The sequence below is a fragment of the Noviherbaspirillum cavernae genome (assembly GCF_003590875.1).
In the GTDB taxonomy this organism is placed as follows: domain Bacteria; phylum Pseudomonadota; class Gammaproteobacteria; order Burkholderiales; family Burkholderiaceae_D; genus Noviherbaspirillum; species Noviherbaspirillum cavernae.
Genome location: NZ_QYUN01000002.1, coordinates 3,079,910 through 3,096,216, shown reverse-complemented (window position 1 = coordinate 3,096,216; position 16,307 = coordinate 3,079,910). Strand labels below are relative to the sequence as shown.

14 protein-coding genes and 1 tRNA gene are annotated in these 16,307 nt (G+C 59.6%); 6 read left to right on the top strand and 9 right to left on the bottom strand.

What is annotated here, in order from left to right:
- Window positions 1-69: 69 nt before the first annotated feature.
- Complete coding sequence (locus tag D3870_RS14460; RefSeq protein WP_119742159.1) at window positions 70-1,152, bottom strand: SDR family oxidoreductase; 1,083 nt, start codon at window positions 1,150-1,152, stop codon at window positions 70-72.
- Window positions 1,153-1,166: 14 nt separating this feature from the next.
- Window positions 1,167-2,447, bottom strand: a complete 1,281-nt coding sequence (locus D3870_RS14455; protein WP_119740142.1) for a nucleotide sugar dehydrogenase — start codon at window positions 2,445-2,447, stop codon at window positions 1,167-1,169.
- 120 nt (window positions 2,448-2,567) lie between these two features.
- Here D3870_RS14455 and D3870_RS14450 point away from each other — a divergent pair, with 120 nt between their 5' ends.
- A complete protein-coding gene (locus tag D3870_RS14450) occupies window positions 2,568-3,917 on the top strand; it encodes a UDP-glucose dehydrogenase family protein (RefSeq protein WP_119740140.1) in 1,350 nt (449 codons plus the stop codon).
- 17 nt (window positions 3,918-3,934) lie between these two features.
- Here the strand turns inward: D3870_RS14450 and D3870_RS14445 are convergent, their stop codons facing one another.
- On the bottom strand, window positions 3,935-4,624 hold the full coding sequence (locus tag D3870_RS14445) for a TetR/AcrR family transcriptional regulator (RefSeq protein ID WP_119740138.1): 690 nt from the start codon (window positions 4,622-4,624) through the stop codon (window positions 3,935-3,937).
- 28 nt (window positions 4,625-4,652) lie between these two features.
- Here D3870_RS14445 and D3870_RS14440 point away from each other — a divergent pair, with 28 nt between their 5' ends.
- Both D3870_RS14440 and D3870_RS14435 read left to right on the top strand, forming a co-directional pair.
- On the top strand, window positions 4,653-5,759 hold the full coding sequence (locus D3870_RS14440) for a DUF2855 family protein (RefSeq protein ID WP_119742157.1): 1,107 nt from the start codon (window positions 4,653-4,655) through the stop codon (window positions 5,757-5,759).
- Window positions 5,760-5,992: 233 nt separating this feature from the next.
- Window positions 5,993-6,571 carry a PEP-CTERM sorting domain-containing protein gene (locus tag D3870_RS14435; RefSeq protein ID WP_199710660.1) on the top strand — a complete coding sequence of 193 codons (579 nt, stop codon included), beginning with the start codon at window positions 5,993-5,995 and terminating at the stop codon, window positions 6,569-6,571.
- Window positions 6,572-6,790: 219 nt separating this feature from the next.
- On the opposite strand, the gene D3870_RS14430 is transcribed toward D3870_RS14435, so the two are convergent.
- From D3870_RS14430 to mutL, 3 genes are all read right to left on the bottom strand, one after another.
- Window positions 6,791-6,867, bottom strand: a tRNA-Met gene (locus D3870_RS14430).
- Between the two features lie 103 nt (window positions 6,868-6,970).
- Complete coding sequence (gene miaA, locus D3870_RS14425; protein ID WP_119740134.1) at window positions 6,971-7,924, bottom strand: tRNA (adenosine(37)-N6)-dimethylallyltransferase MiaA; 954 nt, start codon at window positions 7,922-7,924, stop codon at window positions 6,971-6,973.
- A gap of 12 nt (window positions 7,925-7,936) precedes the next feature.
- Window positions 7,937-9,778, bottom strand: a complete 1,842-nt coding sequence (mutL, locus tag D3870_RS14420) for a DNA mismatch repair endonuclease MutL (protein ID WP_119740132.1) — start codon at window positions 9,776-9,778, stop codon at window positions 7,937-7,939.
- 114 nt (window positions 9,779-9,892) lie between these two features.
- Here mutL and D3870_RS14415 point away from each other — a divergent pair, with 114 nt between their 5' ends.
- On the top strand, window positions 9,893-10,537 hold the full coding sequence (locus D3870_RS14415; RefSeq protein ID WP_119740130.1) for a VTT domain-containing protein: 645 nt from the start codon (window positions 9,893-9,895) through the stop codon (window positions 10,535-10,537).
- A 148-nt stretch (window positions 10,538-10,685) separates the two neighbouring features.
- Complete coding sequence (locus D3870_RS14410; protein WP_119740128.1) at window positions 10,686-12,131, top strand: DegQ family serine endoprotease; 1,446 nt, start codon at window positions 10,686-10,688, stop codon at window positions 12,129-12,131.
- 33 nt (window positions 12,132-12,164) lie between these two features.
- Here the strand turns inward: D3870_RS14410 and D3870_RS14405 are convergent, their stop codons facing one another.
- Together D3870_RS14405 and tsaE are read right to left on the bottom strand one after the other, a co-directional pair.
- The gene (locus tag D3870_RS14405) at window positions 12,165-13,499 is read right to left on the bottom strand and encodes an N-acetylmuramoyl-L-alanine amidase (RefSeq protein ID WP_119740126.1); all 1,335 of its coding nucleotides are present in this window, start codon (window positions 13,497-13,499) and stop codon (window positions 12,165-12,167) included.
- The gene (gene tsaE, locus D3870_RS14400) at window positions 13,463-13,951 is read right to left on the bottom strand and encodes a tRNA (adenosine(37)-N6)-threonylcarbamoyltransferase complex ATPase subunit type 1 TsaE (RefSeq protein ID WP_119740124.1); all 489 of its coding nucleotides are present in this window, start codon (window positions 13,949-13,951) and stop codon (window positions 13,463-13,465) included. Before tsaE ends, D3870_RS14405 begins: the two co-directional genes overlap by 37 nt.
- Before the next feature lie 302 nt (window positions 13,952-14,253).
- Between tsaE and queG the strand changes: the two genes are divergently transcribed.
- A complete protein-coding gene (gene queG / locus D3870_RS14395) occupies window positions 14,254-15,408 on the top strand; it encodes a tRNA epoxyqueuosine(34) reductase QueG (protein ID WP_119740122.1) in 1,155 nt (384 codons plus the stop codon).
- Here queG and D3870_RS14390 read toward each other — a convergent pair.
- Window positions 15,385-16,275: an AEC family transporter gene (locus D3870_RS14390; protein ID WP_119742155.1), complete on the bottom strand. Its 891-nt coding sequence runs from the start codon at window positions 16,273-16,275 to the stop codon at window positions 15,385-15,387. The genes queG and D3870_RS14390 overlap by 24 nt on opposite strands.
- Window positions 16,276-16,307 lie beyond the last annotated feature (32 nt).

Genomic DNA, 16,307 nt, shown 5'->3' with positions numbered 1-16,307 from the left:
GGTGAGGTGGTGTCCCCGCGGGAATGCAGGCTTGCCACGACGGCACACCACCAACGCCAGGCGATTTCGCTACATCCGCATGACGGCGGGCTGCGGCTTTGCAGCATCCGGAAGCACATCCGCGTCTGCAAGATTTTTCTTGTACCAGTCCATGGTTGCCTTCAGGCCTTCCGCCACTCGATGGCTGGGCTCAAAGCCCAGCAGTGTCGTTGCCTTGGAGATGTCGGCTTGCGAATGGCGCACGTCGCCCTCGCGGAATGCGACATGCTCGAAACGATGCTCTGCGAGATGAGGGAAACTGTCAGCCAAAAGCGACCGCATCATGTGATAGAGCTGGTTCAGGCTCGTGCGTTCGTTGAGCGCAACGTTGTATATCTGGTTGACGGCATCCGGATGCTCCGCCAACGCGGCCAGCAGATTGGCCTGAACGACATTGTCGATAAACGAAAAGTCGCGCGTGGTCTCGCCATCGCCGTTGATGCGCACGGTCTGGTTCTTGATCAATGCAGCGACCCATTGCGGAATTACTGCGGCGTACGCGCCATTCGGATCCTGCCGAGGGCCGAACACATTGAAGTAGCGCAATCCGATCGATTCTGTTCCATAGCACCGGGCAAACACACCAGCATACAGTTCGTTGACGTACTTGGTGACCGCATAGGGCGAAAGCGGGTTGCCGATTTTCGACTCCACCTTCGGCAAGTCGGGATGGTCGCCGTAGGTGGAACTGGACGCCGCATAGACAAAGCGTCTGGCTTTCGCGTCCCGCGCGGCAACCAGCATGTTGAGGAAGCCGGTGATGTTGTTTTCATTCGTCAGAACGGGATCCTTGATGGAGCGCGGTACCGATCCGAGCGCCGCCTGGTGCAGGATATAGTCGGCACCCTGACTGGCGCGCGCGCAATCCTCCGGGCGCCGTATATCGCCTTCGATGAAAGTGAAATTGGCCCAGACTTCGGGACCGACCAATTTCCTCACCTGATCGAGGTTGTGCCGGTATCCGGTCGAAAAATTGTCCAGCCCTGTTACGCTCTGGTTCAGCTTGAGAAGTGTCTCCAGCAAATTCGACCCGATGAAGCCGGCCACGCCGGTGATCAGCCAGCGGTATCTGTGCGTGCTCAAATGCTGCTGAATCGCCTGGTACTTTGCCATGATTACCGCTCCCGTCACAGCCGCCATACGCTGAGGCCGGCCTCGCGCAATGCTGCTGGATCGAATATGGATTTGATGTCGATAAAGCAGCCGTTCTCGACCACCTTGGATTGATAGTCGGTCAGCGGCCGGGCGAGAAGTTCGCGGTGCGACACGGCGGCGATGATCGCGTTCGCACGAGGCAAATTCGCCCACGTCTCGAGCGTCAGCCCATATTCATGGCGGGCCTCTTCCGCATCCGCCAGCGGGTCGTGCACATGAACCTCGATGCCATACGACTGGAGCTCGAAAATCATGTCCGCGACTTTCGAGTTCCGCAGGTCGGGACAGTTTTCCTTGAATGTCAGGCCGAGCACGTTGACCTTGCAGCCTTTGACGTGAAAGCCCGCCTGGATGATTTCCTTGACGGTTTTTTCCGCGACATACTTCGCCATGCCGTCGTTGATTCTGCGGCCTGCCAATATCACCTGCGGGTGATAGCCCATCATCTCGGCCTTGTGAGTAAGGTAATAGGGGTCGACGCCGATGCAATGTCCGCCCACCAGACCGGGCCGGAAGGGCAGGAAATTCCATTTGGTGCCCGCCGCGCGCAACACCTCCGACGTATCGATGTCGGCCATGTCGAAAATGATGGCCAGTTCGTTGATCAGTGCGATGTTCAGGTCGCGCTGCGTGTTTTCGATGACTTTCGCGGCTTCTGCAACCTTGATGCTCGATGCGCGATATACGCCCGCGGTGATGATGCCTTCGTAGAGGGCCGCGACTTTCTCCAGCGTGGCGTCATCGTCTCCGGACACTACCTTGAGAATCGAAGTCAATGTGCGTTCCTTGTCGCCCGGATTGATTCTTTCCGGTGAAAATCCGACATGGAAATCTTTCTTCCATTGCAAGCCGGATTGTTTTTCCAGAATCGGGATGCAGACTTCTTCGGTCGCACCTGGATACACCGTCGATTCGAAAACCACAATGGCGCCGGGTTTCATGTACTTACCCACGCTTGTGCTGGCGCCGATGAGCGGTCCAAAGTCGGGCTGATGGGCAATGTCTACTGGGGTTGGAACTGCAACGATGATATAGTCCGCTTCGGCCAATTCCGCGGAGTTGGTGCTGACAGTCAGGTGGTGTGCCGCGCGCAGCGCGTCGGTTGTCACCTCACCGGTCGGGTCGATGAAGCGTTTGTAGCTTTCGACCTTGCTGGCTGAAAGATCAAAGCCGATGGTCCTCTGTTTTTTCCCAAATTCTACGGCCAGGGGTAGACCTACATAACCCAGACCAACTACGGCAACCACATTCATAACGATTCCAGTTTGCTATCATTGTTGATTTTTTAATATAGCAGATATGCTAAAGGGCAACAATCGGGTTGCCGCCATCGCCTTGGTTGAAAAGTCATTTGTTGCAAGAAAGAAATAACTATGAAAATCACGATTTTTGGAACGGGATATGTCGGCCTGGTTACCGGTGCATGCTTCGCTGAAGCCGGGTATCAAGTGATGTGCGTGGATATCGACAAGGAAAAAATCGAACGCCTGAAGCAGGGGATCATTCCGATTTACGAACCGGGTCTTGATCGGGTCGTGAAGGAAAATTACGCTGCGCAGCGCCTGCATTTCTCCACGTCTGCGGGCGAGGGCGTCGCTTTTGGCGAATTCCAGTTTATCGCCGTGGGGACGCCGCCGGATGAGGATGGCTCCGCCGACTTGAAGTATGTTTTGGCTGTGGCCGAGGAAATCGGTCGTCACATGGAGCAGCACCGGATCGTGATCGATAAATCGACCGTGCCGGTCGGTACTGCCGACAAGGTGCGCGCGAAAATCTCTTCGGTGCTGGCCGAGCGCAAGGTCGATCTGACGTTTGACGTGATTTCCAATCCGGAATTCCTGAAAGAAGGGTCCGCAGTGGCCGACTTCATGAAGCCGGACCGTATCGTGATCGGCGCAGACAGCCCGGCGAACGCGGAACGGATGCGTGAACTGTATGCACCCTTCAATCGCAATCATGACCGATTGATCGTGATGGATATTCGTTCTGCCGAACTGACGAAATATGCGGCCAATGCGATGCTGGCAACCAAGATCAGCTTCATGAACGAGATATCGAATCTGGCCGAGCGTCTTGGCGCGGATGTCGAAAACGTGCGTATCGGCATTGGTTCCGATCCGCGTATCGGCTACCAATTCATCTATGCAGGTTGTGGCTACGGCGGCTCATGCTTTCCGAAGGATGTGCAGGCGCTGGCGCGCACGGCAAGCACCATCGGCTACGAGCCGCGTCTGTTGAATGCGATCGAAGCCATCAACCAGGATCAGAAAACCCGTCTGTTCGAGCTTGTCAGCAGACATTTCGACGGGGCCGGCAATTTGCGCGGAAAGGTGTTTGCTCTGTGGGGATTGGCTTTCAAACCGAACACTGACGATATGCGCGAAGCGCCCAGCCGGGTATTGATGGAAGCTCTGTGGGCGGCCGGCGCGCGGGTGCAGGCTTACGATCCCGAGGCGATGGAAGAAACGCAGCGCATCTACGGCGCGCGCGAGGATCTTGTGCTGATGGGGACGAAAGAAGCTGCACTGAAGGGGGCCGATGGCCTGGTCATCTGCACCGAGTGGAAGGGCTTTACCGCCCCGGATTTTGCGGTCATGGCCCAGCAGTTGAAGCAGCCGGTCATTTTCGATGGCCGCAATCTGTACGATCCGTCGCGCTTGCAGGCGAAGGGCTGGACATACTACGGCATCGGCCGCGGCGCTTCCTGCAAGCGCGACAACTGAGGCCTGCCGGGCAACACTCAGTCAGTATCGGCATTGTGCAGCGCCGTGCAACACAGGCGCTGCATCTCTCCCACCCAATTTCCGATTTCCGCATCGTCCGGGCCGACGAGCAGCAGGTAGCGTCTTCCTCCGAGCACGGATACGAAGAGCGCCTTGATTGTGTCCGCATCCGGACGGTGCGGCAGATCGGTGCAGGCATCGAACGTCGCGATCCATCTCGCCGACAGTTCATCGCAGGCACGACGATGGTGCTTGGGCTCGGCAATCTGATATTCCAGCATCAGCATTGCGGAGTCGAAGTACGGCAGTTCCTCAACGTCCATGCCGCAAGTCAGTCGAACCAATCTTTGTATGCGCTCTTCCCAAGTCAGCTGCATTGCCTGCACGACCTGCTGGTCGACGGCTTGCAGCAACGCATCGAGGTAGTGCCGGAAATAGCCGGACAGCAGTGCGTGCTTGTTCGGAAAATATTCATACAGCGTGCCGACTGAAATTCCGGTTTCCAGCGCAACTGCGCGCGTCGTGACGCCTTCCCAGCCATGGCGGCGCCAAATCCGAACAAAAGCGTCGTAAATGGCCTGTACCGTGAATTTGGCGCGTGCCTGCAGCGGGCGCTTCAAGGGCTTGACGCGGTTCTTCCCGCTGCCAGCGGCTTTGTCTGGTTTTCCGAACCCGGAGGCCGGACGGCGCGCGTATATTGAAGCCATCAATACTTCAACCGAAATGGAGGATGACATGAACGACGCACTGACTGTAACACGGCTCCTTACCCGCAAGAATGCGCTGAACCAGACTCGCGTGGAAACGTTTCAGCTGCCGCTTCCGCTGAAGGATGGCGAAGTTTTGCTGAAAATCGGTCGCGTGGCGATCACGACCAATAACATCACCTATGCGGCATTCGGCGACGTGATGCAGTACTGGGATTTCTTCCCGGTGCAAGATCCCGATTGGGGTCATATGCCGGTATGGGGATTCGCCGATGTCGTTGTATCGACCGTTCCTGGCGTGGCAGTGGGAGAGCGCTTCTATGGTTACTTTCCAATCGCGAGCCACATCAGGATGCAGGCGGAGCGGGTGAGCAAGCGCGGATTCGTTGACGGGGCCGAGCATCGGCTGACGCTGAACTCAGCCTATAACCATTACACGCGCTGCACGGAAGACCCCGCGTATTCGGTTGCGAATGAAAGTTATCAGGCAATCGTACGGCCGCTGTTTATTACCTCCTTCATGTGCGCGGATTTTCTGCAGGACAACAGTTTTTTTGGCGCACACCAGGTCGTCGTCTCCAGTGCATCGAGCAAGACCGCTTACGGTACCGCGTTTTGCCTTCACGGCAAGTACGATGTCAAGCTCGTTGGGCTCACTTCGCGCCGCAATCGCGAATTTGTGGAGAGTCTGGGTTGTTATCACCAGGTCGTGACGTATGAAGAGATGGGCGCGATCGACAGCAAGCAGCCGACGCTGTACCTGGATTTTTCAGGGGACGAGTCGTTGCGGGCCAAAGTGCATCATGACTTCGGCGATGCGCTCGTGTATGACTGCTTTGCGGGTTCGACGCAGAATACGGAATTCCTGCGCAAGACCGATTTGCCGGGGCCGGAACCCCGGTTTTATTTCGCGCCGACGCAGATTCGCAAACGCAATGCGGACTGGGGGCATGAGGTGGTCAATCAGCGCTTCAATGAAGCCCAACTGCGTTTTATTGAAAGAGTGAGCGCCTCGGACAAGCCATGGATGAAGATTGCCGAAAGTCATGGATATGCCGAAACGCAACAGTTAATCGCAGATATGCATGGCGGCAGAATCGATCCGAGGATGGGGCATGTGGTCGTTTTCGATTAGGTTTTGAGGCGAGGCAATAAATTCAAGGCAATGGTGCGAGAACGCGTGTTAGTCGTTGAAGAGGTGTTGATGGGGGCGCTTCTCCGGTCGTCGGTTTTCTTTACAGTAAAGGAGATTGGCATTCGCTTGTTGTTCGTAAGTGATTGATTATTTTCATGTTTTTACTTTTGGTATAAATGTTGCTACCAACAAGAAATGTTTCTTACATCAATTCTTTTAGTGGGATACCAAACATGAAAATCTTCAATAAAATCAAGCAAACCCTGTTGGGCTTGGCGTTTCTTTCCACGCTGGGTTTTTCCGCCACGGCAGGCGCAGTGCCAATGACGGACGTTGTTGATCCTCTCTTTCTCCAGCACATCTCGACAGGAAATTCCTACAGCTTTATCCATGATATTGCCGATGGCATCGGTGGTTTCGTGGGCGGGAACGATTTGGTGAATTCGGCAACGCTGTCCATTCATCTCAAGGACTATGGCGGCAAGGAAACTTACACTTTCTCGATCGGGCTTCCTGCTCAGATATTTAATGGAAGCAATATTCCGAATGGATTTTTTCTCGTTCCTGGGGAGTTGACCAACACAATCGCACTTTCGTTTTCCGCGCTCTTGGACCTTAATGCCGATGGCAAGATTGGCGTGACGATTCAGGCTTTGAGTGGTGACTTTTATTTTGACGACTCGACCTTGACGGCGCTCGTGACGAAAGGCGGCGCGGTGTCTAATGCCGTGCCCGAGCCTGCCACGCTGGTTCTTTTCGGTCTGGGGCTGCTGGGTCTTGGTTTGATGCGCAGACGTTGGTATCGGCAGTAATCCCGCATACATATAAACGTGCTTGATTTAACCCCGCGCTGCGGGGTTTTTTTATTTTCGGCATTTTCTTATTGCTTTTTTTGGGGGGCTTCCAATCGTGCCCATCAAAAATGCCGGAGGTCAGCGATCCGCAATGGAGGCGGAAAAAGAAAAAACCCGCGTTCTCACTAGGGAAATCGCGGGTTTCAATACTTCTTTGAACTTCTTGATACGTGTTCTTGGTGGTGATAGGTGGACTTGAACCACCGACCCCAGCATTATGAGTGCTGTGCTCTAACCAACTGAGCTATATCACCGAAATAGCCCTAAATTATGCGGGCTTTGATGTTCCCTGTCAAGATGTTGACAGCTCATTGATTGATCCGTTTTCATGGCAGGTCGCGGCAAATCGGCACGTCGTCATTGAGGGCTGCCGCAGGCGATGCGTACATGGTTCAGTACGATGGCAGTTGCATCCGGTGCCAGGCAATCGACGACGATGCGCTCGGGCATCGAGCGCAGCCATGTCAGCTGTCTTTTCGCCAACTGTCGGGTTGCGGCGATGCCTTTTTCGCGCAACGTCGGCAGGTCGCAGGTACCGTCCAGATATTCCCATGCCTGGCGATAGCCGACGCAGCGAATGGATGGCAGGCCCGGGTGCAGGTCACCGCGCGCGCGCAGTGCCTTGACTTCGCCGAGCAAGCCGCCGTTCTCACCTTGCAGCATGGCATCGAAGCGCTGCGCAATGCGCTCGTGCAACACGCTGCGGTCCGATGGTTCCAGGGAGAGCGGGAAGATGTCGAAGGGCAGTTCGGTTTTCGGTGTCCTGGCCAATAGCTGCGACATCGGCTGACCGGTCAGTTCGAGGATTTCGAGTGCGCGCTGTATGCGTTGCGAATCGTTCGGCTTGAGTCGCGCCGCGGTTTCCGGGTCGCGCGTGGCCAGTCTGGCGTGCATCGCGGGCATGCCGATGCGTGCCGCTTCGGCATCGAGCCGTGCGCGGACTTCGGCGTCCGCTTGCGGCAATGCGTCGAGCCCGTCGCGCAGCGCCTTGAAGTACAGCATGGTGCCGCCGACCAGCAGCGGCAGCTTGCCCCTTTCGCGGATGTCTTCGACCAGCCGCAATGCATCTTGCCGGAACTGCATTGCCGAATACGCGTCGGCCGGATCGAGGATATCGATCAGGTGATGCGGCACGCTGGCGCGTTCTGCCAAAGACGGTTTCGCGGTGCCGATGTCCATGCCGCGATAGACGAGGGCGGAATCGACCGAGATGATTTCGGCCGGCATGTGCCGCGCGATTTCCAGCGCCGCGGCAGTCTTGCCGGAGGCGGTCGGTCCCATGATGGCAATTGCCAGAGGCTTCTTCTGCATGGGCGGCGAACGCTATTGTCCGCGCAGGAACAGCTTGTCGAGATCCGACAGCGCCAGTTGCACCCAGGTCGGCCGGCCGTGATTGCATTGATCGGCGCGTTCGGTGGCTTCCATCTGGCGCAGCAGCGCGTTCATTTCGGGAATGGTGAGGGCGCGGTTGGCGCGTACGGCGGTGTGGCAGGCGAGGGTGCCGAGCAGCTCGTTGCGGCGCTCGACCAGCACGCGCGAGCCGCCGAACTCGCGCACATCGCGCAGCACGTCACGCGCCAGCGTTTGTGCATCCGCATTCTTCAGGAGCGCCGGTATCGCGCGGACGGCGAGCGTGGTCGGCGACAATGCCGTGATGTCGAAGCCGAGCGCGCGCAGCGTGCCATGGCTTTCTTCCGCCGTGCCGACTTCCACCGCGTCAGCGTGGAAGGTGACCGGGATCAGCAACGACTGCACCTGCATCGCGTCTTCATCGAGCGCGTCTTTCAGTTGCTCGTACAGGATGCGTTCATGCGCCGCATGCATGTCGACCAGTACCAATCCTCTGGCGTTTTGCGCGAGCACATAAATGCCGTGCAATTGCGCGAGCGCGAAGCCGAGCGGGAATTCGTCGTGCGTGCCTTGCGGCTGCGCCCAAGCTGCTGCAGAAACCGCTGGAATCAGTTCGCGCGTTTCGAGCGTGGTGGTCGACGCAGAATCGGGTGCGGCGGCGGCAAACAGTGCGCCGTAATCGGACACTGTTTGTGCAACACCCATGCCGGAAGAAAACTGCATACCGAACGCGGTCTGCTGCTGTTCGCGCATCCACGGCAATGCGGCCGGCTTGGGGGCCACGGGCGCGGGCGTCGCGCCGAACGCGGTGGCCGACGTCTGCGCCAGCGCGCGGCTGACGGCGTGAAACACGAACTGGTGCACGGCACGGCTGTCGCGAAAGCGCACCTCGATCTTGGACGGGTGCACGTTAACATCGACCAGCGCCGGATCGAGATCGAGTCCCAGCACGTAGGAGGGATAGCGGTCGCCGTGCAGCACGTCCTGATAGGCGGCGCGCACCGCGTGGGTCAGCAGCTTGTCGCGCACGAAGCGGCCGTTGACATAGAAATACTGCGCGTCGGCGCGTGCCTTGGAGGCGGTCGGCAGACCGACGAAACCGTGCAGCCGCAATGGACCCGCGCTTTCATCGAGCGACAGGCGCGCGGTGGCGAATTCGCTGCCGAGGATGTGCGCGCTGCGCTTGTCGATGGCGCTGGTGTTCCAGTGGTCGATGGTCTTGCCGTTGTGCGACAGCGAGAAGGCGACATCCGGGCGCGACAGCGCAATGCGACGCACGACTTCCGCGCAATGGCCGAATTCGGTCTGTTCCGACTTGAGGAACTTGCGGCGCGCCGGGGTATTGAAATACAGCTCGCGCACATCGATCGTGGTGCCGGTCGCGCCGGAAGAGGGGGTGACCTGGCCGCTTTGCGATCCGGAAATTTCCCAGGCATGGGCCGCGTCGGCGGTGCGTGAAGTCAATGTCAATTGCGCCACCGATGCGATGGACGCCAGGGCCTCGCCGCGAAAGCCGAGCGTGCCGACATTCTCCAGCTCATCGAGCGACGCGATCTTCGACGTGGCGTGCCGTGCCAGTGCGAGCGGCATTTGTTCGGGTGCAATGCCGCGACCGTTGTCAGTGATGGCGATGCGTTTGACGCCGCCTTGCTCCAGTCGCACAGTGATGTTGGTGGAGCCGGCATCGAGTGCGTTTTCCAGCAATTCCTTGACCACCGCCGATGGCCGGTCGACGACCTCGCCTGCGGCGATTTGCGAGATCAACTGATCGGACAGGGGCTGGATGGGGCGGGGGGGATTTTGCGGGACGCTCATGGCTGGATTATACCGTCGGGGAATGCTTCAATCGGCCCATTGAAAGATCGGCAAGCAATGCATTTCGGCGTCGGTGGTGGTGTATGATTGCCGCGAATTAAAACTGGAGGGGCGATGGATTTCATGGAACTCATCAACATGGTTCTGCATGTTGATAAATATCTCGGCGCGTTCATTACCCAATACGGGACGATGGTTTATGCGGTGCTGTTCGCTATCGTGTTTTGTGAGACTGGGTTGGTGGTATTTCCGTTTCTGCCGGGAGATTCGTTGCTGTTCATCGCGGGCGCGTTTTCCGCGACCGGCGCGATGAATGCTTGGCTCCTCATTGTGCTGCTGTTTATCGCGGCGGTGGCCGGCAATACCGTCAATTACTGGATCGGTTCCGCGATCGGACACAAGGTGTTTACGCACGACTACAAATGGCTGGACAAGGCGGCATTGCAGAAGACGCACGCCTTTTACGAGAATCACGGCGGCAAGACCATCATCCTGGCGCGTTTCGTTCCGATCGTGCGCACGTTTGCGCCGTTCGTGGCGGGCGTTTCCGAAATGACGTTTGCCAAGTTCCAGTTTTACAACGTCATCGGTGCGTTGATTTGGGTGGGCGGACTGGTTGCCGCCGGTTATTTCTTCGGCAATATTCCGATCATCAAGGAAAACCTGAACACGATCGTGCTGCTCGGCGTCGGGGCTGCGGCATTTCCTGTTGCACTCGGTGCATTGTGGAAGGTGTACCGTCACCTGGCACGAAGCTGATCGACGCGTCCCTGTCGTTTCCCGGTGCCAAGAACAGACCGGGCATGGAATTTTTGAGCGCAGGCATTGCCTAAATGTCTTTTGAAGACATGCATGCCGGGAATATGCAGCGCCGGTGCTTGCGTGTCGCTTAGCGCGCGAGAAATCCATGCCCAGGCACCGCCTCCATGTCGTAACGATTCCCGTCCTTTCCGCCTTCCTGCTGGCCGCCTGCTCTCCTTCCGGCGATCCGCCCCAGCCCAAAACGCCTGCGCCGCAGGCGCAACCGGCGACCAGGGTGCCCACCATCGAACTGCCGAGTTTCGCCAGCCTGGTGAAAAACGAAGGCGCGGCAGTCGTCAACATCAGTACCACGCATACCGTCAAGCAAGGCGCTCTTCCGGTGCCGGAAGACGATCCGCTTGCCGAGTTTTTCCGGCGCTTCATGCCGCAGGCCCCGGCCAATCCGCAGGAATACCAGGCGCGCGGTGTCGGCTCCGGCTTCATCATCAGCGCGGACGGCTACGTGCTGACCAATGCACACGTGGTTGCCGAGTCGGATGAAATCACGGTCAAGCTGACCAACAAGCGCGAATACAGGGCAAAACTGATCGGCGCCGATCCGCGCACCGATGTCGCGCTGCTGAAGATCGATGCGAACAACCTGCCGGCGGTGCCGATCGGCGATCCGGCGAAGCTGGAAGTGGGCGAATGGGTGGCTGCGATCGGCGCGCCGTTCGGCTTCGAAAACAGCGTGACGGCCGGGATCGTGAGCGCCAAGGGGCGCTCCCTGCCGGATGAAAGCTACGTCCCCTTCATTCAGACCGATGTCGCGGTCAATCCGGGCAATTCCGGCGGACCGCTTTTCAACATGCGCGGCGAAGTCATCGGCATCAACTCGCAGATCTACAGCGGCACCGGCGGCTTCATGGGCTTGTCGTTTGCGATCCCGATCGACATCGCGATGGACGTCGTCAGGCAATTGCAAACCACCGGCAAGGTGACGCGCGGCCGCATGGGCGTACAGGCGCAGGAATTGACGGTCGAACTGGCCACGTCGTTCGGACTGAAGGATCCGAACGGCGCGTTGATCGCCAACGTCGAGAAAGGCGGACCGGCCGACAAGGCGGGCATCGTGCCGGGCGACGTGATCCAGTCATTCAACGGCAAGCTGGTGGAAAGCTCCGCCGATCTCGCGCGGCTGGTGGCCAGTACCAGGCCCGGCACCACGGTTGCCGTGGAATTGTGGCGCAAGGGCGCGTCGCACAAGGTGCAGGTCGCGGTGGCCGAATTGGCGCCCGAGCGGACGGCTGCGCAGGCCGAGCCGAAGCAGATGCCGGCGAATCGCGCGGGGCTTGCTCTGTCCGAGTTGACATCGCAGCAACTCAACAACCTGAAGATCGACCATGGATTGCTGGTGCGCAATGCCAGCGGCCCTGCGCAGCGTGCCGGCATTCAGCCGGGCGATGTGGTGCTGGCGATCAACGACACGCCGACGAGCAATATCGCCGCATTCGAGGAGCATCTCGCGCGCAGCAAAGGCGGGGCGGTGGCGCTCTTGATCAAGCGCGGCGCGGACACCTTGTACTTGCCGGTGAAGCTGGGGAGTGGTTAGGAATGCAAAGCGGCATGGCGCTTTGCATTCCGCTTACGTCAGCCTGTTCTTCGCCAGCGGCGGATTCTTGGCGAAGTATTTCCTGATGCCCTTCAAGACCGCGTCCGCCATCTGGTTCTGATAGGCGTCGTCGGTCAGCTTGGCTTCCTCTTCCAGGTTGGAGATGAAGGCGGTTTCGATCAGGATGCTGGGGATGTCGGGGGCCTTCAGCACCGCGAAGCCGGCCTGCTCGACGGCGCGCTTGTGCAGGCGGTTGATGCCGCCGATTTCATTCAATACCGCACTGCCGAGCTTCAGGCTGTCGCTGATCTGCGCCGTGGTGGACAGGTCGAGCAGGACGCTGGCGAGCTGGCGGTCGTGGCCCTTGATGTTGACGCCGCCGATCAGGTCGGCGGCGTTTTCCTTGTTGGCGAGCCAGCGCGCGGCGGTGGAGCTCGCGCCTTTTTCCGACAGCACGAACACCGACGAGCCGCGCGCGGTCGGCTCCACCCACGCGTCGGCATGGATCGAGACGAACAGGTCGGCCTGCACCTTGCGCGCCTTCTGCACGCGCACGTGGAGCGGCACGAAGTAGTCGGCGTCGCGCGTCAGCATCACGCGCATGTTCGGCTGTTCCTCGATCTTCGCCTTGAGCCGCTTCGCGATCGACAGCACGACATCCTTCTCGCGGCTGCCGCCGCGGCCGACCGCGCCGGGATCCTCGCCGCCGTGGCCGGGGTCGAGTGCGATGGTGATCATGCGCGTCAGCACCAGCGCCTTCTCGTCCTTGAGATCGAGTTTGGCGTTGGCCTGGGGCTCCGGCGCTGCGGGCTTCGGTTCCGGCCTGGCCTCGGCCAGCGGCGGCTTGCTGTCAGTGTCCTTGTCGCGCGACCACTCGCCCTTCTGGATCAGCGCGGCGATCGGGTCCGGCGGATTGACCGGATACAGGTCGAAAATCAGGCGATGCTTGTATCCGCCGATCGGCGCCAGCGTGAATACCTGCGGATTGACTTCCTCCTTCAGGTCGAACACGAGACGCACCACGTTGGGCCGGTTCTGGCCGACGCGCACCTGCTTGATGTAGGGATCGTTCGACTGGATCTTGGCGACCAGCTGCTTCAGGGTCGGATTGAGTTCCAGTCCCTCGATGTCGACCACCAGCCGCTCCGGGTCCTTCACGATGAAGTGGGAGGCCTTGAGGTCGGTGTCGTTTTCGAGCGTGACGCGCGTGTAATCCTCCGCCGGCCACACGCGCACCGCCATGATCTGCGCGGCGCGCGCGGGCAGGGCGGTGATGACGGAGATGAGTAGCGTGCCGCCGGCTTTCAGCAGAGTGCGGCGGGGACGGGAGGTCACAGATTTGGTGCGAATTTCAGTCGATCGAGGCATCGAGAACCCTGGTCTGACAATGCCTGCAATTCTACATCACGACCTTGCTCTGGAGAAATGTCGAGGAAGACACGAATGTCGGGCGGCGGCAAAACGGCCTGCGCCTTTTCCGGCCATTCGACGATGCAGATGTTGCGATCGTTGAAATATTCGCGAAAGCCTGCGTCGAGAAACTCCTCGGGACTCGCCATGCGATAGAGGTCGAAATGGATGACCTCGACCGGCTCGCCGCCGAGGACGACCTTGTAGGGTTCCGCCAGCGTGTAGGTGGGGCTCCTGACGTGGCCGGCGTGGCCGGCGGCGTGCAGCAGCGCGCGGGTGAGGGCGGTCTTGCCTGCGCCCAGATCGCCATGCAGATGGATCACGAGGCCGGGGGCCAGTGCGCGGGCGAGGCTCGCGCCGAGCGCCGCAGTGCCTGCTTCGTCGTGAAGGACGGTCTTAAAATGCTGCATCTCGTAAAATCACGTCTCTGTTGATGTCCTGTTGTCAGACTGGTACGGGAAAAGGCGTACGATGAATGTCACTGGTGTCCTGAGTTTGAAATTCGTTGCAAATAAAAGTGATGAAATCGCGACGAGACAAGGAAAAAAGCACAGCAAGGCCGAGGCCTTGCGAGCATTTTTGACGCAGTATCGGTGCGATTCTCGTCATCTTTTATGTAGCGAATTTCTAACTCAGGACACTAGTGCATTCCCGCTTTCCATTCCACAGCTGCACTCCATCCATGCGGGCCAGGCCCGTTGATATTGCTCACATGACTACCCTGCCGCACGACCTGTCCGCACTTGCGCTGACCATTAAATCATGGGGGCGCGAACTCGGCTTTGCGGAAATCCGCATCGCCGACATCGATCTGTCGCAGGCGGAGGCGGGATTGCAGGCGTGGCTGGCTGCCGGCCATCACGGCGAGATGGATTATATGGCAGCGCACGGCATGAAGCGCGCGCGTCCGGCGGAACTGGTGCCGGGCACGGTGCGCGTGATCATGGCGCGCATGAACTATTTGCCGCGCGATGCGGGCGATGACTGGCGCGAACGGGAAGAACACCGCAGCAAGGATCCATCGGCAGCGGCGATCTCGATCTACGCACGCGGGCGCGACTATCACAAGGTGTTGCGCGCGCGGCTGCAGCAATTGGCGGAACGCATCCGTGAGGAAATCGGCGAATTCGGCTATCGCGTGTTCACCGATTCGGCCCCCGTGATGGAAGTGGCGCTGGCGGCAAAGGCCGGACTGGGCTGGCGCGGCAAGCACACCTTGCTGCTGCATCGCGAGGCCGGTTCCATGTTCTTCCTCGGCGAGCTGTACACCGATCTGCCGCTGCCGGTCGATGAGGCGACCGGCGCGCATTGCGGCCAGTGCAGTGCCTGCATCGACGTCTGTCCGACCCAGGCGATCCTGGGGCCGTACCGGCTGGATGCGCGGCGCTGCATTTCCTATCTGACCATCGAACTCAAGGGCAGCATACCGATCGAGCTGCGGCCCTTGATCGGCAATCGTGTCTATGGCTGCGACGATTGCCAGCTCGTTTGCCCGTGGAACAAGTTCGCGCAGCGCGCGACGTTGCCGGACTTCGATGTGCGCAACGGACTTGATCAGGCATCCATGGTGGAGTTGTTCGGCTGGAGCGAAGAGGAATTCAACCGCCGCATGGAAGGCAGCCCGATCCGCCGCATCGGTCACGAACGCTGGCTGCGCAACATCGCAGTCGGGCTGGGGAATGTGGCAAATAAGGTGGCACATGAGGCGTCACATGCGGCGTCACATGCGGCACCACATAAGGCAGCGCCATCGCCCGCGATCATCGCGGCACTGACGGCGCGCGCGGATCACCCATCCGCCCTGGTGCGCGAGCATGTCGCGTGGGCGCTGGCGCAGCACCAATCACTGCGCCAGTCCGAGCCATAGCGGCAGCGTCACGGCGGACACCACCGTGCTCGCCGATACCAGGAAGGCGACGAAAGGACCGTTGCCGCCCATGCGCGCGGCCAGCACGTATGCGCTCGATGCCGTCGGCAGCGCACAGAACATGACGATGATCTGCAGCTGCACGCCTTGCAAGCCGAGCCAGCGCGCCGCACCGTAGCCGAGCAGCGGCAGCACCAGCAATTTGACGGCGAGGAAATAGCACGCCAATCCCTTGGCGGCATGCAAACCTGACAGGCGCAGCCCCGCCCCGACCGCGATCAATCCCGCCGCGATCGATGCATTGCCCATGCGTGCCAGCGTGGCGGCGGCGATGTCGGGCAGGTGCAGGCCCAGCAGATTGAACAGCATGCCGCCGGCGGCGGCGATCAGCAAGGGATTCCTGGCGAGCTCCGGCAGCAGCTTGTTGCTCTTGTGCGCCAGTGCATGCACGGCGGCCATGTTGCACAGGGGCACGGCGAAGCCGATGATCAGCGCCATCAAGGTCGTTCCTTGTTCGCCCGCCAGGCGCGAGGCGATCGCCAGTCCGATGTAGGAATTGAAGCGGAAGGCGGTCTGCACGCCGGACTCGAACACCATCGGCGCAGCGCGGAACAGGGGCCTGGCAAACCAGCCGAGTGCGATCCCGCACAGTGTCGCGAACAGCGCGGCCTCCAGCATCTTGCCGGTGGTGGCGAAGTCGAACGAGGTGCGTGCGGTGGCATGAAACAGCAGCGCCGGGAAGAGCACGTAGTAGACCAGTTTCTCCAACCCGGCCCAGAACGGCGTGCCCCAGTCGGTCAAGCGCACCAGCAGAAAGCCGATCAGGATCAGGGTGAAGTCGGGGACGAGGAGGGCGGCAATGTGCATGGACGGCGTTGCGGGCGGCATGCGCCCGCGTC

Bases quoted from the DNA above. Each gene is read 5' to 3' on its own strand.
- D3870_RS14460 (WP_119742159.1), bottom strand. From the start codon at position 1,152: ATGGCAAAGTACCAGGCGATTCAGCAGCATTTGAGCACGCACAGATAC.
- D3870_RS14455 (WP_119740142.1), bottom strand. From the start codon at position 2,447: ATGAATGTGGTTGCCGTAGTTGGTCTGGGTTATGTAGGTCTACCCCTG.
- D3870_RS14450 (WP_119740140.1), top strand. From the start codon at position 2,568: ATGAAAATCACGATTTTTGGAACGGGATATGTCGGCCTGGTTACCGGT.
- D3870_RS14445 (WP_119740138.1), bottom strand. From the start codon at position 4,624: ATGGCTTCAATATACGCGCGCCGTCCGGCCTCCGGGTTCGGAAAACCA.
- D3870_RS14440 (WP_119742157.1), top strand. From the start codon at position 4,653: ATGAACGACGCACTGACTGTAACACGGCTCCTTACCCGCAAGAATGCG.
- D3870_RS14435 (WP_199710660.1), top strand. From the start codon at position 5,993: ATGAAAATCTTCAATAAAATCAAGCAAACCCTGTTGGGCTTGGCGTTT.
- miaA (WP_119740134.1), bottom strand. From the start codon at position 7,924: ATGCAGAAGAAGCCTCTGGCAATTGCCATCATGGGACCGACCGCCTCC.
- mutL (WP_119740132.1), bottom strand. From the start codon at position 9,778: ATGAGCGTCCCGCAAAATCCCCCCCGCCCCATCCAGCCCCTGTCCGAT.
- D3870_RS14415 (WP_119740130.1), top strand. From the start codon at position 9,893: ATGGATTTCATGGAACTCATCAACATGGTTCTGCATGTTGATAAATAT.
- D3870_RS14410 (WP_119740128.1), top strand. From the start codon at position 10,686: ATGCCCAGGCACCGCCTCCATGTCGTAACGATTCCCGTCCTTTCCGCC.
- D3870_RS14405 (WP_119740126.1), bottom strand. From the start codon at position 13,499: ATGCCTCGATCGACTGAAATTCGCACCAAATCTGTGACCTCCCGTCCC.
- tsaE (WP_119740124.1), bottom strand. From the start codon at position 13,951: ATGCAGCATTTTAAGACCGTCCTTCACGACGAAGCAGGCACTGCGGCG.
- queG (WP_119740122.1), top strand. From the start codon at position 14,254: ATGACTACCCTGCCGCACGACCTGTCCGCACTTGCGCTGACCATTAAA.
- D3870_RS14390 (WP_119742155.1), bottom strand. From the start codon at position 16,275: ATGCACATTGCCGCCCTCCTCGTCCCCGACTTCACCCTGATCCTGATC.